14 protein-coding genes are annotated in these 17,912 nt (G+C 66.2%); 6 read left to right on the top strand and 8 right to left on the bottom strand.

Annotated elements, in window-relative coordinates; genetic code table 11:
* Position 1: 1 nt before the first annotated feature.
* Positions 2-1,930 carry a glycosyltransferase gene (locus IQ16_RS33810; protein WP_018641692.1) on the bottom strand — a complete coding sequence of 643 codons (1,929 nt, stop codon included), beginning with the start codon at positions 1,928-1,930 and terminating at the stop codon, positions 2-4.
* Positions 1,931-1,938: 8 nt separating this feature from the next.
* A complete protein-coding gene (locus IQ16_RS45960) occupies positions 1,939-2,100 on the bottom strand; it encodes a hypothetical protein (RefSeq protein ID WP_018641693.1) in 162 nt (53 codons plus the stop codon).
* Between the two features lie 126 nt (positions 2,101-2,226).
* Between IQ16_RS45960 and IQ16_RS33805 the strand changes: the two genes are divergently transcribed.
* On the top strand, positions 2,227-3,123 hold the full coding sequence (locus IQ16_RS33805; RefSeq protein WP_026311791.1) for a DUF6502 family protein: 897 nt from the start codon (positions 2,227-2,229) through the stop codon (positions 3,121-3,123).
* A complete protein-coding gene (locus IQ16_RS33800) occupies positions 3,120-4,319 on the top strand; it encodes a DUF5666 domain-containing protein (protein WP_018641695.1) in 1,200 nt (399 codons plus the stop codon). The genes IQ16_RS33805 and IQ16_RS33800 overlap by 4 nt, the downstream gene beginning before the upstream one ends.
* A gap of 33 nt (positions 4,320-4,352) precedes the next feature.
* Here IQ16_RS33800 and IQ16_RS33795 read toward each other — a convergent pair whose 3' ends face one another.
* Entirely contained in the window at positions 4,353-5,720 is a 1,368-nt protein-coding gene (locus IQ16_RS33795; protein WP_208751654.1) for a M23 family metallopeptidase, read from the bottom strand.
* A gap of 112 nt (positions 5,721-5,832) precedes the next feature.
* Entirely contained in the window at positions 5,833-6,513 is a 681-nt protein-coding gene (locus tag IQ16_RS33790; RefSeq protein ID WP_018641697.1) for a peroxiredoxin, read from the bottom strand.
* 195 nt (positions 6,514-6,708) lie between these two features.
* On the opposite strand from IQ16_RS33790, the gene IQ16_RS33785 reads away from it, so the two are divergent.
* On the top strand, positions 6,709-10,515 hold the full coding sequence (locus IQ16_RS33785; RefSeq protein ID WP_018641698.1) for a YhdP family protein: 3,807 nt from the start codon (positions 6,709-6,711) through the stop codon (positions 10,513-10,515).
* A gap of 58 nt (positions 10,516-10,573) precedes the next feature.
* Here the strand turns inward: IQ16_RS33785 and IQ16_RS33780 are convergent, their stop codons facing one another.
* Positions 10,574-12,268: a methyl-accepting chemotaxis protein gene (locus tag IQ16_RS33780; protein WP_018641699.1), complete on the bottom strand. Its 1,695-nt coding sequence runs from the start codon at positions 12,266-12,268 to the stop codon at positions 10,574-10,576.
* Between IQ16_RS33780 and IQ16_RS33775 the strand changes: the two genes are divergently transcribed.
* On the top strand, positions 12,251-12,463 hold the full coding sequence (locus tag IQ16_RS33775; protein ID WP_145831989.1) for a hypothetical protein: 213 nt from the start codon (positions 12,251-12,253) through the stop codon (positions 12,461-12,463). The genes IQ16_RS33780 and IQ16_RS33775 overlap by 18 nt on opposite strands.
* 166 nt (positions 12,464-12,629) lie before the next feature.
* On the opposite strand, the gene IQ16_RS33770 is transcribed toward IQ16_RS33775, so the two are convergent.
* The 3 genes from IQ16_RS33770 to tyrS form a co-directional block, all read right to left on the bottom strand.
* A complete protein-coding gene (locus tag IQ16_RS33770) occupies positions 12,630-13,073 on the bottom strand; it encodes a DoxX family protein (RefSeq protein WP_018641700.1) in 444 nt (147 codons plus the stop codon).
* Positions 13,074-13,292: 219 nt separating this feature from the next.
* The gene (locus IQ16_RS33765) at positions 13,293-14,552 is read right to left on the bottom strand and encodes an MFS transporter (RefSeq protein ID WP_018641701.1); all 1,260 of its coding nucleotides are present in this window, start codon (positions 14,550-14,552) and stop codon (positions 13,293-13,295) included.
* A gap of 56 nt (positions 14,553-14,608) precedes the next feature.
* Positions 14,609-15,862 carry a tyrosine--tRNA ligase gene (gene tyrS, locus IQ16_RS33760; protein WP_018641702.1) on the bottom strand — a complete coding sequence of 418 codons (1,254 nt, stop codon included), beginning with the start codon at positions 15,860-15,862 and terminating at the stop codon, positions 14,609-14,611.
* Positions 15,863-16,027: 165 nt separating this feature from the next.
* On the opposite strand from tyrS, the gene IQ16_RS33755 reads away from it, so the two are divergent.
* Both IQ16_RS33755 and IQ16_RS33750 read left to right on the top strand, forming a co-directional pair.
* Positions 16,028-17,131, top strand: coding sequence for an anhydro-N-acetylmuramic acid kinase (locus tag IQ16_RS33755; protein WP_018641703.1), 1,104 nt, complete (start codon positions 16,028-16,030; stop codon positions 17,129-17,131).
* Positions 17,132-17,227: 96 nt separating this feature from the next.
* The gene (locus IQ16_RS33750; RefSeq protein ID WP_018641704.1) at positions 17,228-17,905 is read left to right on the top strand and encodes a glutathione S-transferase family protein; all 678 of its coding nucleotides are present in this window, start codon (positions 17,228-17,230) and stop codon (positions 17,903-17,905) included.
* Positions 17,906-17,912: the final 7 nt, after the last annotated feature.

Here is a 17,912-nt window from a genome sequence, read left to right as displayed (position 1 = left end):
GTCAGATCCAGAATGCCGCTTTGCGCAGATGGACCAGCGTCAGCACGCTCGCGAAGACCAGGAGCGCCAGCGCGACGAGGACGTAGACGATGCTGACGGGATCGACATGGCCGCCCGCCAGCGGCTCGCGCCACACCGCGAACAGATGGGTCAGCGGATTGAGCCGCATCACCGTCGAGCGGTGGTTGATCATGTCGGACGACCAGATCACCGGCGAGGCGAGAAAGGCGAGCATCAGCGTGGATTCGATGATCGGCTTGAGGTCGCGATAGCGCGTCGCCATGGCGCCGAGGACGAGGCTCAGGGCGAAGGTGCAGGCGACGAACAGCAGCAGACCGGGCAGCGCCGCCAGCGCGTGAGAGAGGTCGTGCGGCGAGAACACGAGCCACAGCAGCAGCGGCACGCAGGCGTTATGGAGCGCGAACAGCGCGTGACGGAAGGTGCATTGCAGGAGGAAGATCACCGGCGGCAGTGCCCGGTCGCGGATCAGGCTCGCGGAGTTCTGGAGCGCCGTGGTCGCATCCAGCACCACGCCGTTGAGGAAGGTCCAGGCCGTCATCGACAGCGCCAGCATCGGCAGGCGGGCCGTCATGTTGGCGTTCGACATCTGGCCGATCACCGAGCCCAGCACCACGACCACGATGGCCATCTGCAGCGACATCCAGAACGGGCCGAGCAGTGAGCGGACGTAGCGGTGCCGCATGTCGGACCAGGCAAGCGCCACCGCGATCCGGACTGTATCCAGCCAGCCGGTCGCCTGCGGCGGCTCGGCGGTCGCAGGTCGCGCCTCGCTGGAGGCGGCGACGGCGTTGCGGTAGATAGTCTCCATGCCCTGCTTGAAGGCCGTGGCCGAATAGCGGGAGAGGGCGCGCGAGCGCGCCGCAAGTCCCATGCGGCGGCGCCGCTCGGGATCGCGGATCAGGGTGTCGATGGCCTCACCCAGCTTCTCGGCATCGCCCGGCGGCACGGTGATGGCTTCGATGCCGTGGCGGGCAACGCGCGGCACCGCGGTGTCGAGCGCCGTATTCACGATCGGGCGCCCGGCAGCCATGGCCTCGAGCTGGACCAGGCCGAAGGTCTCGGCGTTGGTCACCGATGGCATTACGAAGACGTCGGCGAGGCACATCAGCTTGATGCGCTCGCAATCGTTGACCGAGCCGATCAGGCGAACGCGGTCACCGAGGCCGAGCTCCTGGATCAACTGCTCGAGCCGCGGCCGCTCGACGCCCTCGCCGATGATCCAGGTCTCGAAATTGTGCGCAGCCGCGGAGTGGATGAGCACGTCAAAACCCTTGTAGGGCACGAGCCGACCGCAGGCGAGCACGAGCCGGCCGCGGTCGTTGACGTGGTGCGGCTCGATCTTCGGCCAGTCATAGCCCGAGGTGTCGATGCCGAATGGCACGACGTGGCATTTGTCCTCGAATTCGCGCAGCAGCGGCGTGTTGTCGACCAGCACGTGGTCGGACACGATGATCGCCTTGGCCCGGCGCAGCGTGCGCCGCATCAGCGGCTCGATGAACCAGCGCAGGCCGGCATGGGTGACGATGTCGGCGTGCCAATGCACCACCAGCGGCCGCCTGGCGCCGAGTCCGAAGGCGAAGACGAGGTCGGCCAGAGGGAAGGGGGCGTGGAGCGCGAGCAGATCGTGCTCGGCGCTTCTGCGCCAGAGACGCCAGGGATAGGTCGGGGCGGCGGGCAGCGACAGCACGTTGCCGAACGAGCGCACGCGCTCGACCGGCACGTCGTTGACGATGATCTCGCGCCGCTCGGCCGATTGCGAACAGACCAGCACAGCGGAGGCAAAAACATCCTTCAGGCTCGCGCAGATGTCGCGGATCACCGTGAGCGTGCCGCCGAACAGATCGGGATAGTAGATCTTGAAGATGTGCAGCACCGACGGACGGCGCGGGGTTTCGCTGGTGTGATGCATGGGCGCGGTCAGCCTGCGAGAAGCGCTGCGAGGAACGGTGCGGCCAGCACCGAGATGAAGATCACGCCGCGCAGCAGTGCGGGCAGCATCGGCTCGATTGCGCCGTGGCCCCAAGCGGGAGCCGGTACAACACGTGGTGAACTGGAAATGCGGACCAAGCGGTCTGCCATGGGTGTGAGTCCCTCTACGTCGCGCCCTCAGTGGCGTTCCGTATATGTGGGAAAATTTACCACGTCAATCGGCAGGCGGGAAAAAGTGGGATTGTGTCCCACGCCGTAGATCGCTACAATTCAGACATGAATGCCAAGCCCGGGTCGAAAGCAGCGGCACCACAGCCGAATGCCGCCGCGAAGCTGCACGCGCCCCTGGCGCGGCTGCTGCGCCCGCTCGTGCGGCTCTGCATCCGCAGCGGCATGACCTTTCCCGCGCTGGCGCAGTTGCTTCGCGAGCTCTTCGTCAACGTCGCCGAGCATGATTTCGCGCTGGAGGGGAAAGAGCAGACCGACAGCCGCGTCAGCCTGCTCACCGGCATCCACCGCAAGGAGGTGGCGCGGCTGCGCGGCGCAGGGGCGCCGGTGCATGAGGCGCCGGCAGCGGTGTCGCTGACCAGCGCGGTGATCGCGCGCTGGCTCGCCGCGCCCGAATTCACCGACGCGAAGGGCGAGCCGCTGGCGCTGCCGCGCACGGCGGATGGCGATGCGCCGTCGTTCGAGCAGCTCGTCGCCTCCGTCACCAAGGACGTGCGCCCGCGCGCGGTGCTCGACGAGTGGATCGACCGCAAGCTCGTCACGATCAACGAAGCCGACGAGATCGAGCTGGTCGAGGCCGCCTTCGTCCCATCAGGCGAGGACGACAGCAAATGGCACTATCTCGGCCGCAACCTGCACGACCACATCGCTGCCGCCGCGCAGAACGTCTCGGATGGACCGCGCTATCTCGAACGCGCGGTGCACTACAACAACATCTCGCCCAAGCTGGCGCGGCGTCTCGAGGCGCGCTCGCGCGAGCTCGCCATGGACGCGCTGAAGACCGCCAACCGCGAGGCCAACCGGGCGCTGGCCAAGGACAAGGGCGGTGATGCCCGCTGGAATTTCGGCATCTACATCTACAGCGAGGACGCCGACGAGGAGAGCGACACGAAGGCAGGCGGCAAGGACGGTGCAAAGGACGCCGGCAAAGAGGGCGGTTCATGAGCCGGCCGCCGCTGATCTCCCGCCGTCTGCTGTTGATGGGATGCTGGCTCGCCGGCACGGCGATGGCCAGCGCGCAGGTCAAGCGCGGCACCGACCAGGGCATCGGCGGCACCGGAATCACGCGTGGCGATGATCACGGCATCGGCGGCACCGGCATCGTCGGCGTGATCCAGCGCTTCGGCAGCATCTACGTCAACGGCGAGCGCGTTACCTATGCCAGCGACGTCCCGGTCCGCATCGACGGCGAGCCGGCCAGCACCAGCAGCTTGCGCATCGGCCAGCTCGCGCGCGTGGTCGCGACCCGGCAGGCTGACGGCACGCTGGTCACGCGCAACATCGCGATTGCGAGCGAGGTCGCAGGGCCGGTCGAGCAGGTGAAGGGCAACGAGCTGACGGTGCTCGGCCAGAAGATCTTCGCAGGCGACAAGGAGAGCAAGATTCGTGCGGGCACGCAGGTCGCCGTCTTCGGTCTGCGCCGCACCGATGGCGTCATCGTCGCAAGCCTGGTCGAGCCGCGGCGCGATTCAGTTGCGCGCGTCACCGGCCTCGTCGTGCGCGGGCCTGATGGCCTGCGTATCGGGGGCTTGAGGCTGAACGGCGTCGATCCGTTGCTGGTCGGCCAGCGCGTCCAGATCGAGGGCAGCGCGAGCCAGGGCACGATGCAGGCCGCGCGCACGCGGATCGACGATTTCTCGGATCTCGTCGGCGCGAGCCGGCTGTCGATCGAGGCCTATGTGCAAAGGGCGGGCGCCAACCTCCAGCTCGGCTCGGGGCTGATCGCACGTGACGGCTCACGCTTCGGGCCCGCGGCGGGCGAGGCGCGCATGGTGGTCAACGGCGTGTTCGATCGCTCGCGCGGCCTGCAGCTCGATTCGGCCCAGGCGGTCAGTCAATTCCCGGGCGCGCCGCGGCAGGCGCCCGGTGGCACTGGCCAGCCGAACCGGTCGCCGGGCGGCTCGATCCTGCATCCGAACAGCAGCACGCCGAATCCGACCAGTGGTCAGCCCGGCGCTCCCGGTACGCCCGCGCCGGGATCGCCCCCCGGTGTGAATCCCGGTTCCGCGCCGCCAGGGCCGAGTGGTCCGTCAGGTCCCGGCGGTTTTGGCGCGCCCGGTGGCAACCCGATGGGGCCCGGCGGCGGTATGGGTGGTGGTGGCTTCGGAGGTCCCGGCGGCGGAATGGGCGGCCGGCGCTAAGGACGGCGTGGACCGAAACAGAGGGGCGCGGGCTTAGCCGGCGCTGAGGCGCACGCCGGCGCGCAAGAACTTCTGCGGATCGACCGCTTCGCCGTCGATGCGGGTCTCATAGTGCAGATGCGGACCGGTGGAGCGGCCGGTCGAGCCGACGAGGCCGACGACCTGGCCGATCTTCACGACCTCGCCGACCTTGACGCTGATCTCGGAGAGATGGCCGTAGCGGGTCGAAAGACCGTTGCCGTGATCGACCTCGACCATGCGGCCGTAGCCGCCGGACCAGCCGGCGGAGACCACCTTGCCATAGGCGGTGACGCGGACGGGATCGCCGGTCGCGGCGCGGAAGTCGAGGCCGGTGTGCATCGCGGGTCGGCCCAGGAAGGGATCGCTGCGCACGCCGAAACCGGAGGTGAACTCGACCTCGCCGATGACGGGCTTGCGATAGGGCACCAGCGCCAGCGTGCGATTGAGCCGGTCCAGCTCGGCGCGCGTCGTGTTGATGCGATTGAGCTGCTTCTCGAACGGTCCGGCATTGGCCGTCAGCTTGACCGGGACGAAGGGGCCGCCCATCGCGCTGCGCGGCACGGCGGCTTCGAGGCTGGCGAGGTTCAGGCCGAGATCGCTGACGACGCCGCGCATCCGGCGCATGCGCGAATCCATGCCGTCCTCGACGGCGCTGAGCGCCGCCATCTGGCGGCGCTCGACCTGGTCGAGCGAGGTGGTGAGCCGGACCAGGACGTTGTCGAAACCCTGGTTCTTGGCGAACTGGCTGGTCGGCGGAGCCAGCACGGCAGGCGCGCGCGATTCGAGGCGCGCTTCACGATCCGGCGGTGCCACGAAGATCACGGTGTCGCTGATCGGCGACGGTTTTGGCGTGCCCTGCGTTGCGCTCGGGTTGGCATCGCTGCGCTGTGGCGCGGTGCGCGGGATCGATCCGGTCACGTCTGGCATGGCGCCCAGCGCCGTCGCCCGGGACTCCAGCGCCGTCTGGCGCTTCATGATCTGGTCGAGCTTCTGGTCGAACTGCTCCTGGTCGAGGAGCTGGCGGCTGGTGGTGCGGTCGACCTTGGCGCGCAGCTCGGCGATGCGGTCCTCATAGGCGTATTGCATCTCGGCCTGGCGGGCGATCAGCCGGGTCAGGACGTCGTCGCGAAAAGCGAAATAGGTGGCGGTCGCGGCCGACCACAGGCCGAGCAAAACGATCGTGCCGACCACGATCCAGAACACGACCGGGCCGAGGCGAACCTGCTTGCCGTGATGGACTATGGTGTAGGCGTCGTCGGCGTCGGGAAGGGGAATCGCGGCGGCCGCTGCGACAGCGACAGGACGCCGACGGAGGGCTCGTCCGTGGTCGTGGGGATGATGCTGGGGGTACTGCGAATATTGGGCAGAACTTTTCGACATCGGCACTCCCGGCGCCGGTCGGATGGGTTCCTTGCGGCCTAATTGCCGCAGCAATCTGGGCCGGTCATGGTTAATTTTCCGGAAACGGAACCCTTAGAACTTAACGGGCTGGTTAAAGACTTGTTGCCGCTTCCAGCACCTGGTCGGCATGGCCGTCGACCCGGACGTTGCGCCAGACCTTGGCCACCCTGCCGTCGCTCCCGACCAGCACCGTGGTGCGAAGAATCCCGAGGAAGCTCTTGCCATACATGGACTTTTCGCCCCACGCGCCATACGCCTCCAGCATCTCGTGCTTCTCGTCCGAGATCAGGGGAACGCCGAGGCTGTGCTTGTCGCGGAACTTCTCCTGGGCCTTTAACGAATCCGCGGAGACGCCGAGCACGGCAGTCCCGGCGTCGGCGAAGGCGCCTGCAAGGCGGGTGAAGTCGATGGCCTCCCGGGTGCAGCCGGGCGTATCGGCGCGGGGATAGAAGAATAGGACGAGCTTCCGGCCGGCATAGTCCGACAGCGTCGCCACGCCGCCGCCATCGCGGGGCAGGCGGAAGGCGGGCGCCTTCTGCCCCTCGGCCAGGACCGGCTTCGCCGCAGAGGCCGATTTGGAGGATTTTAACTGTTTCGATGTGGCCCCATGCGATGCTGTCTTTGCTATCGTTGCGGTTGATTTGCTGGCCAGTGTCCGCTGTGTTTTCGCGGCCTTTGTTTGAGTCGTTGCCTTGGTTTTCGGGGCCTTCTTTTTAGCTGTTGGACTGCCGGAGGGCGTTTTGGACGATTTCTTTCGGGATTTCTTGGACATACGCCTTCCTTTCGACGCTTTCGGCGGGTCAACCGAAGCGGTATTGCAGCTCTCGTCCGGTGTGCCGGAATCGCGCCCTTGGCTGGGCAAGTCTGACGACGCCGGAGTATGGTTACAAGGAATTCCACGCACCACCCCACTGCTCGTTGAACGCGCTCCCGGGGCGAAATGACGAACAGCAGGAATATTCGAGGTATGGCGGCAGTGCCGGCGCAGGGGGCTTCGCGTCCCGTGGACGGCTGCGGTCCCGGCGGTGCTCAGTCCTACGATGGGCGCCTGTATCGAGAGGCAATGGCAAGGAATACGTCGCCCCAGGATTACAATCGGGATTTCGATCGGCGCGGCGGTCAACAACAGCCGCAGGAATGGGACGAAGCCGACTGGGATCCGGATCAGGAAGCGGCGGCGGGCCACCGGGCGCGCCGGCTGTTGTCACGTTCCCATTCGGGCTTCCATCGCTTTGGGTCGCCGCGCCGCTGGCCGGGCGGCGGTCGCTGGCTGAAGCGGCTGGCTGTCGTCGTCGGCGCCCTCATCGTCATCTTTATCGGCTGTTTCGGTGCGCTGTGGTGGCGGCTCGGCGCCGGACCCATCAATCTCGACATCGCGACGCCCTGGCTTGCCGCCGCCATCGAGGACAATATCGGCCACGGCAACACGGTTGAGGTCGGCGGCACCCAGATCGAGCGCGCCGGGCGGGTCCGTATCGCCGTGCGCATTCGCGACATCATCGTGCGCGACCGCGACCATGCCATCGTCGCCAGCGCCCCGAAGGCCGAGGTGAGGCTGTCGGGCGCGGGCTTGCTGATGGGGCACCTGCGCGCGGAAAGCCTCAATCTCGTCGATGCCGAGCTGGCGATCCGGATTGCGCCCGACGGCACCGTCACGGTCTCGGCCGGCGACACCGCCAAACCGCTGGCAACCGGCGTTGCCTCCAAGAAGGATGCGGGCCTGCCGCCGACATTCCCGCGCAACGGCGTTCCGCCGCCGCCATTCGCTACGGCGCCCGCGGGCCAGGACCCATCTCAAGCCGCATCGCAAGGCGCGCCTCAGGCGACCGCGCAGAGCGGCATTCTCCAGGGCCTCGACTGGCTCGACAGCCTGAGTTTGACCGGCCTCGACGGCCAGAACCTCAACGAGATCGGCCTGAAGAACGGCAACCTGATCGTTGACGATCAGCAGCGCGGCAGCAAATGGAGCTTTGAGAACATCACGCTCAGTCTGCGCCGGCCGAGCCACGGCGGCGTCGCGCTCAGCCTCGGCGAGGAGGGCGCGCGTCCCTGGATGCTGCGCGCCACGATCGGTCCGGCCGAGAATGGCGTGCGCTCGGTCGACATCAAGGCCGACAAGGTCTCGACCTCCAACATCCTGCTGGCGCTGCGGGTGAAGGATCTCACCTATACCGCCGACCTGCCGCTGACCGGCGAGCTCAAGGGCGAGCTCGGCCGCGACGGCGTGCCGACGTTCTTTCGCGGCAAGATCGCAGTCGGCGCGGGCAACATCATCGACACCGACACGCCCGATTATCCGATGGCAATCGATTCCGCCGAGATCAACGTCGAGTGGGACGCCAACCGACGGGTGCTGGTCGCACCCTTCAAGATCCTCTCCGGCGCCAACCGTCTGACGCTTCTGGCCCATGTCGAGCCGCCCAACGGTAACATCAACGACTGGCAGCTCGGCTTCAGCGGCGGATCGATCCTCCTCGGCGGTATCGACAACGAGCCGCCGCTCGTCTTCAACCGCATCGCGATCGGTTTCCGCTTCGATACCGACCACAAGCGCCTGTTGCTGACGCAGGCCGATATCAGCAACGGCGAGATCGGCGTCGCCGGCACCGGTGCCATCGACTATTCCGGCGAGCCGCGGCTGACGCTGGGCTTTGCGGGAACGCCGATGTCGGCCTCCGCGCTCAAGCGGATGTGGCCGACGCTTGTCGTTCCCGAGTTGCGTGAGTGGGTGATCGAGCGGATCGAGCGCGGCACACTCCAGCGTATCGAGATCGGTATCAACTCGCCGACCAGGAACCTTCCGCGCAAGGGGCCGCCGATCCCGGACGACGGCTTGTCGGTCAACATCGTCGCGAGCGGCGTCGCGGTTCGTCCCGTGGACGGCATGCCGGTGGTGCACGATGCCGATTTGAGGGCGCGCGTGACCGGACGCACGGCGACGGTGAATATCGGGCAGGGCATCGCCGACACGCCGGCCGGTCGCAAGATCACGATCTCCGACTTCACCTTCGAGGTGCCTGACATGGCGCCCAAGCCGTCGCCCTCGCGCACCAGGTTCCGCGTCGACGGTCCCGTGCCTGCTGCGGCCGAAATGCTCTCGAACGATCGGCTGAGCGATCTGTCGGCGACCGTGGTCGATCCCAACACCAGCAAGGGAACGTTCTCGGCGAACATCCAGCTCGGCATGCCGGTCAAGGGCGAACTGACCAAGTCCGACACGACCTATGCCGTCACCGCCGACCTCAACGGCTTTGCCGCCGACAAGCTGGTGATGAACCAGAAGCTCGAGGCCAACAATCTGAAGATCGCGGCCAACAACCAGGGCTACCAGGTCAAGGGTGACGTCAAGATCAACGGGCAGGCCGCCTCGCTCGACTACCGCAAGCCGGCCGAGGGCGATGCCGACGTCCGATTGCAGGCGACGCTGGACGATGCAAGCCGCGCGCGCCTCGGCTTCGATCTCAGCCCCGCCGTCAGCGGTTCATTGCCGATCAAGCTGTCCGGCAAGATCGCCGGCGGTGCGGACCAGACGACGAAGCTCGGCGTCGAGGCCGACCTGACCTCGGTCAAGCTCGACAACATCCTGCCCGGCTGGGTCAAGCTGCCGGGCAGGTCCGGCAAGGCCAGCTTCAAGGTGGTGCCGACGGCGCAATCGACCCGCTTCGAGGACATCGTCATCGAAGGCAGCGGCGCCTCGATCAAGGGCTCGCTCGAGCTCGATCCGAATGGCGATCTCGTGAGCGCGAACTTCCCGACCTATGCGCCGTCCGACGGTGACAAGGCGTCGTTGAAGGTCGAGCGCGGCCAGGATGGCGTGGTGCGCGGCACCGTGCGCGGCGACGTGTTCGACGGCCGCGGTTTCCTGAAGTCGGCGATCTCAGGCAATTCCAAGGACGACAAGAGCAAGCTGAAGAACGTCGATTTCGACATCGACGTGAAGCTCGGTGCGGTCGCCGGCTTCAACGGCGAGGCGATGCGCAGCGTCGATGCCAAGATGTCGAAGCGCAGCGGCGCCATCAAGGCTTTCACGCTGAGCGGCAAGATCGGCCGCGACACGCCCGTTGCGGCTGACCTGCGCGGCGGCCGCGCCCAGGGCAACCGCGAGGTGATCTACCTCCAGACCAACGATGCCGGCGCGCTGCTGCGCTTCACCGACACCTACACCAAGGCGGTCGGCGGTCAGATGGTGGTGGCAATGGAGCCGCCGACATCGGAGCCGAACACCTCGCGCGAGGGTCTCATCAACGTGCGCGACTTCACGGTGAAGGGCGAGGCACAGCTCGAGCGCGTTGCCGCCGGCGCGCCGAACGGCACCGGCAACGGCGTTTCCTTCAGTGCGCTTCGCGCTGAGTTCACCCGCCAGAACGGCGCGCTCACGATCCGCGACGGCGTGGTCAAGGGCCCGATGATCGGCGCCACCATCGAAGGCTCGATCGACTATCCCGGCAACCAGGTGTGCATGAGCGGCACCTTCGTGCCGATGTACGGCTTGAACAACATGTTCGGACAGATTCCTGTCCTCGGGCTGTTTCTCGGCGGCGGCGACAAGGAGGGCCTGATCGGTGTGACCTACGAGGTCGTCGGCACACCGGCCGCGCCCGTGATGCGCGTCAATCCGGTGTCCGCGATGGTGCCGGGCGTGTTCCGCAAGATCTTCGAATTCAATACCGGCAAGCAGAATACGCCGTTCGAGGAATTCCCGTCCCAGTCCAACGACGGTTCGACCGGCTCGACGCGCCAGCTCTCGAGCGGCTGCAGCCTCGCGCGGCGGTAGGAGCGGGGCTCAAGCGTCCCGCCCGGCATGACGCTGCGGAGCCTCCAGCGCCCGCAGCCTACGCCGCGCGCACGCCCTTGAGGAACGTGCCGACTTCGCCGGAGAGCTGCTCGGCCTGTTTGGAGAGGCTGCTGGCCGCGGCGAGCACCATGCCGGCGGCGTTGCCGGTCTCGTTGGCGGCGGTGGAGACGACGCCGATATTGGTGGTGACTTCCTTGGTCGCTTCCGCCGTCTGCGAGACGCTGCGCGCGATCTCGGCGGTGGCGGCGCCTTGCTCCTCGATGGCAGCTCCAATCGAGGTCGCGATGCGGCTGACCTCCTCGATGGTGGCGGTGATGCCGCCGATGGCGTCCACGGCCTCCTTGGTCGCGCCCTGGATCTGGGCGATCTTGTCGCCGATCTCGCGGGTGGCTTCCGCGGTCTGGCTCGCCAGCGACTTCACTTCGGAGGCGACGACGGCAAAGCCGCGGCCGGCTTCACCCGCGCGCGCCGCCTCGATGGTGGCATTGAGCGCGAGCAGGTTGGTCTGGGCTGCGATGCTGGAGATCAGCTCAGCGACATGCTCGATCTGCTGGGCGCCGTCCGAGAGCGCACGCACGATGGTGTCGGTGCGGCGGGCGCTGTCCACGGCGCGACCGGTGACTTCGGCCGATTGCGCGACCTGTCGGCTGATCTCGGTGATGGAAGAGGAGAGCTCTTCGGCGGCAGCCGCAACCGTCTGGACGCGCTGGCTGGCCTGGGTCGCGGCGGAGCCGACCACGGCGGCGCGGCGGTTGGTGCCCTCGGCGGTCGACGACATCGACTTGGCGGTGGTCTCGAGCTCACCGGAGCCGGAGGCCATCAGGCCGACGAGCTGGCCGACAGAGGCATCGAAGCGGTCGGCAAGCGCGATCAGGGCCTCGCGCTTCTCCTGCTCGCTGCGCGACTTCGCCGCGACCTGCTCGGCCTCCAGATTGCGCGCCGTCAGCGCGGTCTGCCTGAGGACTTCGAGCGTCTCGGCCATGCGGCCGATCTCGTCGCCGCGGTCGGTCTCCTCGACCGGCTTGTCGATGGCGCCTTCGGAGATTTCCTGCATGCGGTTCTTCTGGCGGTCGAGCGCGCCGAGCACGTCGCGGGCGATCAGCCACGACAGTGTCGCCATCAGCAGCATCAGGCCGACGCCGATCGCGGCGAGCTCCAGCGTCAGCGCGCGCACGTCGGCGTCGATGTCGTCGACATAGAGGCCGTAGCTGATCGTCACGTTCCAGGGGGCGAATTTGCGCGTGAACACGGTCTTGCGCACGGGCTCGGTCTGGCCGGGGCGGGGATAGAGATAGGAGGCCACGCCGCCCTGCGCATTCTGATTGGCCGCGTTGAGGATGGCGTCGGCGATGAGGACGCCGTTGGAGTCGATCGCGCCGGTGATCTTGCCTTCAAGCTGCTGGTTGGCGCCGTTCACGAACAGCGAGGTGTCGGGATTGTAGACGACGGGGTAGCCCTGGCCGCCGTTGAAGCTCATGCGGCGGCCGCGCTGGTGGAATTGGGCCTTGGCCTCGGCCTGCGTCAGCTTGCCGGCGGCGACCTCGTCCTGGAGCGATTGTGCGTAGTTGTAGAGCAATTCCACTGCGGTCCGCATCTGCTGGACGCGGTCCTCGATCATGCGGCTCTTGCTGAGCACCGCCGATACGCCGATGATGGCCGTCACCGTGAGCGCCGCGAGGCAGACCATGCTGGTGAGCTTGGTGCGGATCTTCAGATGGCTGAGCAGCTTCATCGCGGCCTCTACGAAATGGTTGTTATTGCTCGCGTCGGTAGCATGAAGTTCTTACCAATCATGAATGGACGCGTGCGGCGCGCTGCCGCGCGCAACACCTTGCGCAGCCGGATGCGCAATCCTGCAGGTAAATCGCCGTGTTTTGGCGTCCGCCGCTGCGGACTGCCCGGGAAAATCGATCTTGGATTTTGGTAGTTACGGGATAGGGCAGGACCTGCAATGAATCGATTCGTTCATCGCATTATCATGTCCGTGCTGCTCGTCGCGGCCCTCGTTCTGATCTGGAACGTGCTTGGGGCGCGTTGATACGGCACCGGCGGATGCGCCGGTGCCGCTGCTTGTGGAGTGATCCGGGGGCGCCTTAGCGCCGCGCGAACGCGCCGCCGGCTGCGCCGCTCTCCTTGCCCATCACGGCATCGACGCTGATCGGTCCGCCGCCGGCGGCCGACAGGTAGAGGCAGGCGAAGCAGAACAGGATCGCTGCGGTGCCGCCATTGAGCAGGGGCAGGAATACCGGCGCTTCGCCCTTGAACATGTGGCCCATGAAGTACGCGAAGGCCATTTCACCCGAGAGGATGAAAGCGGCGAGGCGCGTGAACAGGCCGATCATCAACAGCCCGCCAACCACCAGTTCGATCGTCCCGGCTGCGCCGTAGAGTGACATCAGTTCGACTTTTGCGAACATCGGCACAGGCGGGAACTTGAACAGCTTGGCAATGCCGTACTGGAACAGCAAGAGGCCGGTGATGAAGCGAAACAGGCTCAGAAGAACCGGTTGAAAGCGAGAGAGAAAAGAAAAGTCCATTGGTTTGCCCTCCATCCAATGTAGCGACTTGGACCGCATTCGGTTCCTCCTCGCAAGCCACCCAAGATAAATTTCGCCCTGACATTTTTGTCATGTCGGACAAAACACCGCAGGCTGGGGTTTCTGCCGCGTGCAGCCCGTATTTTTTGCGCGTATTCGCACCGGTCCCACCCGTAATTTTCCGGTGACGCGAAAGCGATCAGGTTACCCCCGAGATACCTAACGCCGCAAGGCGGGCACAATCAGGAATGGAATCATCCCGAGGATCACGCTCGCAAGTGCGAAGGCGAGCAGCGCGTTGTAGCCGTGGGTCGCGTCGTGGATCAGGCCGCCGCTCCAGGAGCCGAACGCCGAGCCGAGGCCGCTGCCGATCGAGATCGTGCCGTAGATGGTGCCCATGCGCTTGCCCTGGAAGATCCGCATCGCGGTCGCGCTGATCAGCGGGCCGCGCGAGCCCATCATGCTGCCGAAGCAGACGACGAAACCGGTGAGCAGGAAGATGTTCGGCGAATACTGCAGCAGCCAGAGCAGGACGATGCCGAGGATCGAGATCGCGTAGCTCAGCAGCACGGACGGCCGGCGTCCAATCAGCCCGTCGAGCGCGGAGACGCCGAGCATCCCGAACACCAGCACGACGCCGGAGAAGCCCCAGGCGGTCGCGGCCTGGAGCGGCGGGAAGCCGGCATCGATCAGGTAGGCCACGATCTGGGCTGCGATCGCGTACATGCCGACGGCGGTGAAGAAGAAGGTCGAGAACAGCGCCCAGAAGGCGTGGTGGCGCATCGCGCCGAGCAGCGTCCAGCCGTTGTCGACGAAATCAGGATCGGTCTTCTTCACGACGTGCGGCGAGCCCGCGGCGAACAGCCGCCACGGCAGCAGCAGCAGCGGCACCAGCAGGCCCAAAGCGGCAAGGCCGAACAGCTGGTAGGTGTCGCGCCAGCCGATGTGATCGATCAGCACCTGCGAGGCCGGCAGCAGCGCCAGCACGCCGCCGCCCATCGCCGAATACACCACCGACATCGCGGTCGGCAGGCGCGGCCCGAACCAGCGCCCGAGCAGGATCGAGTTCGGCACGATGCCGATGAAGGCGATACCGATGCCGACGCAGAGGCCGATCGAGAGCTGGAACTGCCACAGATGCTGGGCGTGCGCCGCGATCAGGAAGGCCGCGCCGAGCAGCGCTAAGCCGAGCGCATAGACGATGCGCGGTCCGGAATGATCGAACAGGCGTCCGACGAAGGGAGCGGTGAGGCCGCTCGCGAGCCAGGTGAGCGAATAGACCGAGACGATCTGCGCGCGGTCCCAGCCAAAACTTTCCGAGATCGGCTTCAGGAACACCGTAAAGCTGTCGCCGAGCCCGCGTCCCAGCACGGCCAGCGTGAAGCAGAGCGCGAGCACGGTGAGCGCGATGCGCACGGCACCTTGCGGCGCCGCCACACTTTCGTTCTTGGACACTTCCTTGGGCGTGTTCTGGTCCATTGCCGGTCAGGGAGCGCGCATCCGTGCGCCCTGACAAGCATCAAAAGCTCATACGCCTATGCAGGCTTGATGAGGACGTGCTTCTTCTTGCCGAAGGACAGCTTGACCACGCCTTCCGGCGTCAGATTGGCCGCTGAGAGCGCCATCTTCTCGTCGGTGACCGGCGCGTCGTTGACGCGCAGGCCGCCGCCCTTGATCTGGCGCCGCGCCTCGCCATTGGAGGCAACCAGGCCCGCCTTCACGAAGGCGTTGAGCACGCCGAGGCCGGCGTCCAGTTCGCCGCGCGGAATTTCCACGGTCGGGAGACTCTCTGCGAGCGCGCCTTCCTCAAAAGTGCGGCGCGCGGTTTCAGCCGCTTCGTTTGCTGCGTCGCGGCCGTGCAGCAGCGCGGTCGCCTCGGTCGCGAGCACCTTCTTGGCCTCGTTGATCTCCGAGCCGCCGAGCGCCTCGAGCTTCTTGATCTCGGCCATCGGCAGCGTCGTGAACAGTTTCAGGAACTTGCCGACGTCGGCGTCCTCGGTGTTGCGCCAGTACTGCCAGAAATCATAAGGCGAGAACTGGTCGGCATTGAGCCACACTGCGCCTTGCGCGGTCTTGCCCATCTTGGCGCCCGACGCCGTCGTCAGCAGCGGCGTCGTCAGCGCGAACAGCTGATGGGTGCCCATGCGGCGGCCGAGATCGACGCCCATGATGATGTTGCCCCACTGATCGGAGCCGCCCATCTGCAATTTGCAGCCGGTGCGCTTGGCGAGCTCGACGAAGTCGTAGGCCTGGCAGACCATGTAGTTGAACTCGATGAAGCTCATCTCCTGCTCGCGCTCGAGGCGCAAGCGCACGGAGTCCATCGTCAGCATGCGGTTGACCGAGAAGTGCCGGCCGACGTCTCGCAGCATCTCGATCCAGTTCAGCTTGGTCAGCCACTCCGCGTTGTCGAGCATGACGGCGTCGCTCTTGCCATCGCCATAGCGCAGCACCTTCGCGAACACGCCGCGGATCGATTCCTTGTTGGCCTCGATCTCGGCGACGGTGCGCATCGCGCGCGTCTCGTCCTTGCCCGAGGGATCGCCGACCATGGTGGTGCCGCCGCCCATCAGGGTGATCGGCTTGTTGCCGGACTGCTGCAGCCAGTGCAGCATCATCATGGTCAGGTAATTGCCGATGTGCAGCGAGCGGGCGGTGCAATCGTAGCCGACATAGGCGGTCGCCTCGCCCTTGGCGGCGAGGGCGTCCAGCCCCTCGAAATCGGAGCATTGGTGGATGAATCCACGTTCCTGCAGGGTGTTGAGGAAATCCGATTTAAAAGCAGTCATCTGTCGGCGTGCCTGACAATTCTTGGTTTACTGTTTCGGGAGCAATTTAAGGGTCTTCCGTGGGAACTCGGTTGCTGCCCGCCACTTGGCGCTGTGGCATTATAAGATGTGTCCCTCTGGCACAAGATCGGCATGCCGGAGGGGGTCTGTTGAGGACGCTGATCCATGATGTTGACGGCACTCGGTTTGATGAGCGGCACCTCGCTGGACGGGGTCGATGTCGCGCTGATCGAAACCGATGGAAAGCTGGTGAAGGCGTTCGGGCCCTCCGGCTACCGGCCCTATAGCCCGGCCGAGCGCAACCTGCTGCGCCAAGCGCTCTCCGAGGCGGTGCACCTGCAGCAGCGCTATGCCCGGCCGGGAATCCTGGCCGAGGCCGAGCGCGCGGTGACACTGGCGCATGCCGAGGCGGTGGCCGCCTTCGTCGCCCAGAACCGGATGCGGCCGGAAGACATCGACATCGTCGGTTTCCACGGCCAGACCGTGCTGCACCGCCCCGAGAAGCGGCTGACGGTGCAGATCGGCGATGCGCCGGCGCTGGCAAGGGCGATCCATATTCCCGTCATGCACGACTTCCGCGCCGCCGACGTCGAGGCCGGCGGGCAGGGAGCGCCGTTCGTACCGGTCTACCACCGGGCGCTTGCCAATTCGCTGGAGCGCGAGGGGCCGATCGTCGTGGTCAATATCGGCGGCGTCTCCAACATCACCTATATCGACGGCAACGATACGCTGATCGCCTGCGACACCGGGCCGGGCAACGCGCTGCTCGACGACTTCATGTACCGAACCATGAACCAGGCCTTCGACGCGGAAGGCAAGTTCGCGGCGCTCGGCAAGGCGGATGAAGCCTGGATCGCCCGTGCGCTGGAGTTGCCGTTCTTCGCAAGCCCGCCGCCGAAATCGCTCGACCGCAACGACTTTGCCGCGCTCAAGCTCGGCGACGTGGCGCCGGCCGACGGCGCGGCCACACTCACGGCCTTCACCGCTGCTGCGATCGCCCGAATCATCCCGCTGCTGCCGCGCCGGCCGCGGAGCTGGATCGTCTGCGGCGGCGGCGCCCGCAACCTCACCATGCTGCGCATGCTGCGGGACCGTGTGGGATCGGCCACCGTCGAGGCCGCCGAAACGCTCGGCTGGGCTTCCGACGCCATCGAAGCGCAGGCCTTCGGCTTCCTGGCCGTGCGCGGCATGAAGGGCCTGCCGCTGTCCTATCCGGCGACCACGGGCGTGCCGATGCCGATGACGGGTGGGGTGATCGCGCGGCCCTGAGGTGGGGCGGTTAATGCAGATGCATGGATCTTGACATGTAAATGCAAATGCATTTATGTTGGATGCAGTTGCATTTAACCGCCGGGATCGTTGCCAATGACCGCTTCACTGAAACTGATCAGCCACAAGCTTTGTCCCTACGTGCAGCGTGCCGTGATCGCGCTGAAAGAGAAGGGTGTACCGTTCGAGCGGATCGACATCGATCTCGCCAATAAGCCCGACTGGTTCTTGAAGCTCTCGCCGCTCGGCAAGGTGCCGGTGCTGGTGGTGACGACGGAGAAGGGCGAGGTCGCGCTGTTCGAGAGCAACGTGATCTGCGAGTACATCGAGGAGACGCAAGCAGGCCTCAAGCTGCATCCGTCGGATGCCCTGAAGCGGGCCGAGCACCGCGCCTGGATGGAGTTTGGCTCGGCGATCCTCGGCGATGTCTGGGGCCTGGAGACGACGACGGATCCGGCGACGTTCGACAGCAAGCGCCAGGCGCTTGCAGCGAAATTCGCGCGTGTCGAAGCGGCGCTCGGTGCAGGGCCCTTTTTTGCAGGCGAGACGTTCAGCCTGGTCGATGCGGTGTTCGCGCCGATCTTCCGCTACTTCGACCTGTTCGACGAATTGACCGAGCACGGCATTTTCCGCGATGTGCCGAAGGTCCGGGCCTGGCGGACAGAACTCGCCAAACGTCCGAGCGTGCGCACCGCAGTCGGCGCGGACTATCCGCAATTGCTGCGCGCCTTCCTCGTTCGCCACGACGCGCATCTGCTCAAGCTCGCGGCCTGAGCGCGCC

This window comes from Bradyrhizobium huanghuaihaiense (assembly GCF_007830635.1).
In the GTDB taxonomy this organism is placed as follows: domain Bacteria; phylum Pseudomonadota; class Alphaproteobacteria; order Rhizobiales; family Xanthobacteraceae; genus Bradyrhizobium; species Bradyrhizobium huanghuaihaiense.
This window is presented reverse-complemented; position numbering and strand designations above follow the sequence as displayed.

Coding starts and splice junctions, on each gene's coding strand:
- IQ16_RS33810 (WP_018641692.1), bottom strand. CDS start 1,930: ATGCATCACACCAGCGAAACCCCGCGCCGTCCGTCGGTGCTGCACATC.
- IQ16_RS45960 (WP_018641693.1), bottom strand. CDS start 2,100: ATGGCAGACCGCTTGGTCCGCATTTCCAGTTCACCACGTGTTGTACCG.
- IQ16_RS33805 (WP_026311791.1), top strand. CDS start 2,227: ATGAATGCCAAGCCCGGGTCGAAAGCAGCGGCACCACAGCCGAATGCC.
- IQ16_RS33800 (WP_018641695.1), top strand. CDS start 3,120: ATGAGCCGGCCGCCGCTGATCTCCCGCCGTCTGCTGTTGATGGGATGC.
- IQ16_RS33795 (WP_208751654.1), bottom strand. CDS start 5,720: ATGTCGAAAAGTTCTGCCCAATATTCGCAGTACCCCCAGCATCATCCC.
- IQ16_RS33790 (WP_018641697.1), bottom strand. CDS start 6,513: ATGTCCAAGAAATCCCGAAAGAAATCGTCCAAAACGCCCTCCGGCAGT.
- IQ16_RS33785 (WP_018641698.1), top strand. CDS start 6,709: ATGGCGGCAGTGCCGGCGCAGGGGGCTTCGCGTCCCGTGGACGGCTGC.
- IQ16_RS33775 (WP_145831989.1), top strand. CDS start 12,251: ATGGCTGAGCAGCTTCATCGCGGCCTCTACGAAATGGTTGTTATTGCT.
- IQ16_RS33780 (WP_018641699.1), bottom strand. CDS start 12,268: ATGAAGCTGCTCAGCCATCTGAAGATCCGCACCAAGCTCACCAGCATG.
- IQ16_RS33770 (WP_018641700.1), bottom strand. CDS start 13,073: ATGGACTTTTCTTTTCTCTCTCGCTTTCAACCGGTTCTTCTGAGCCTG.
- IQ16_RS33765 (WP_018641701.1), bottom strand. CDS start 14,552: ATGGACCAGAACACGCCCAAGGAAGTGTCCAAGAACGAAAGTGTGGCG.
- tyrS (WP_018641702.1), bottom strand. CDS start 15,862: ATGACTGCTTTTAAATCGGATTTCCTCAACACCCTGCAGGAACGTGGA.
- IQ16_RS33755 (WP_018641703.1), top strand. CDS start 16,028: ATGATGTTGACGGCACTCGGTTTGATGAGCGGCACCTCGCTGGACGGG.
- IQ16_RS33750 (WP_018641704.1), top strand. CDS start 17,228: ATGACCGCTTCACTGAAACTGATCAGCCACAAGCTTTGTCCCTACGTG.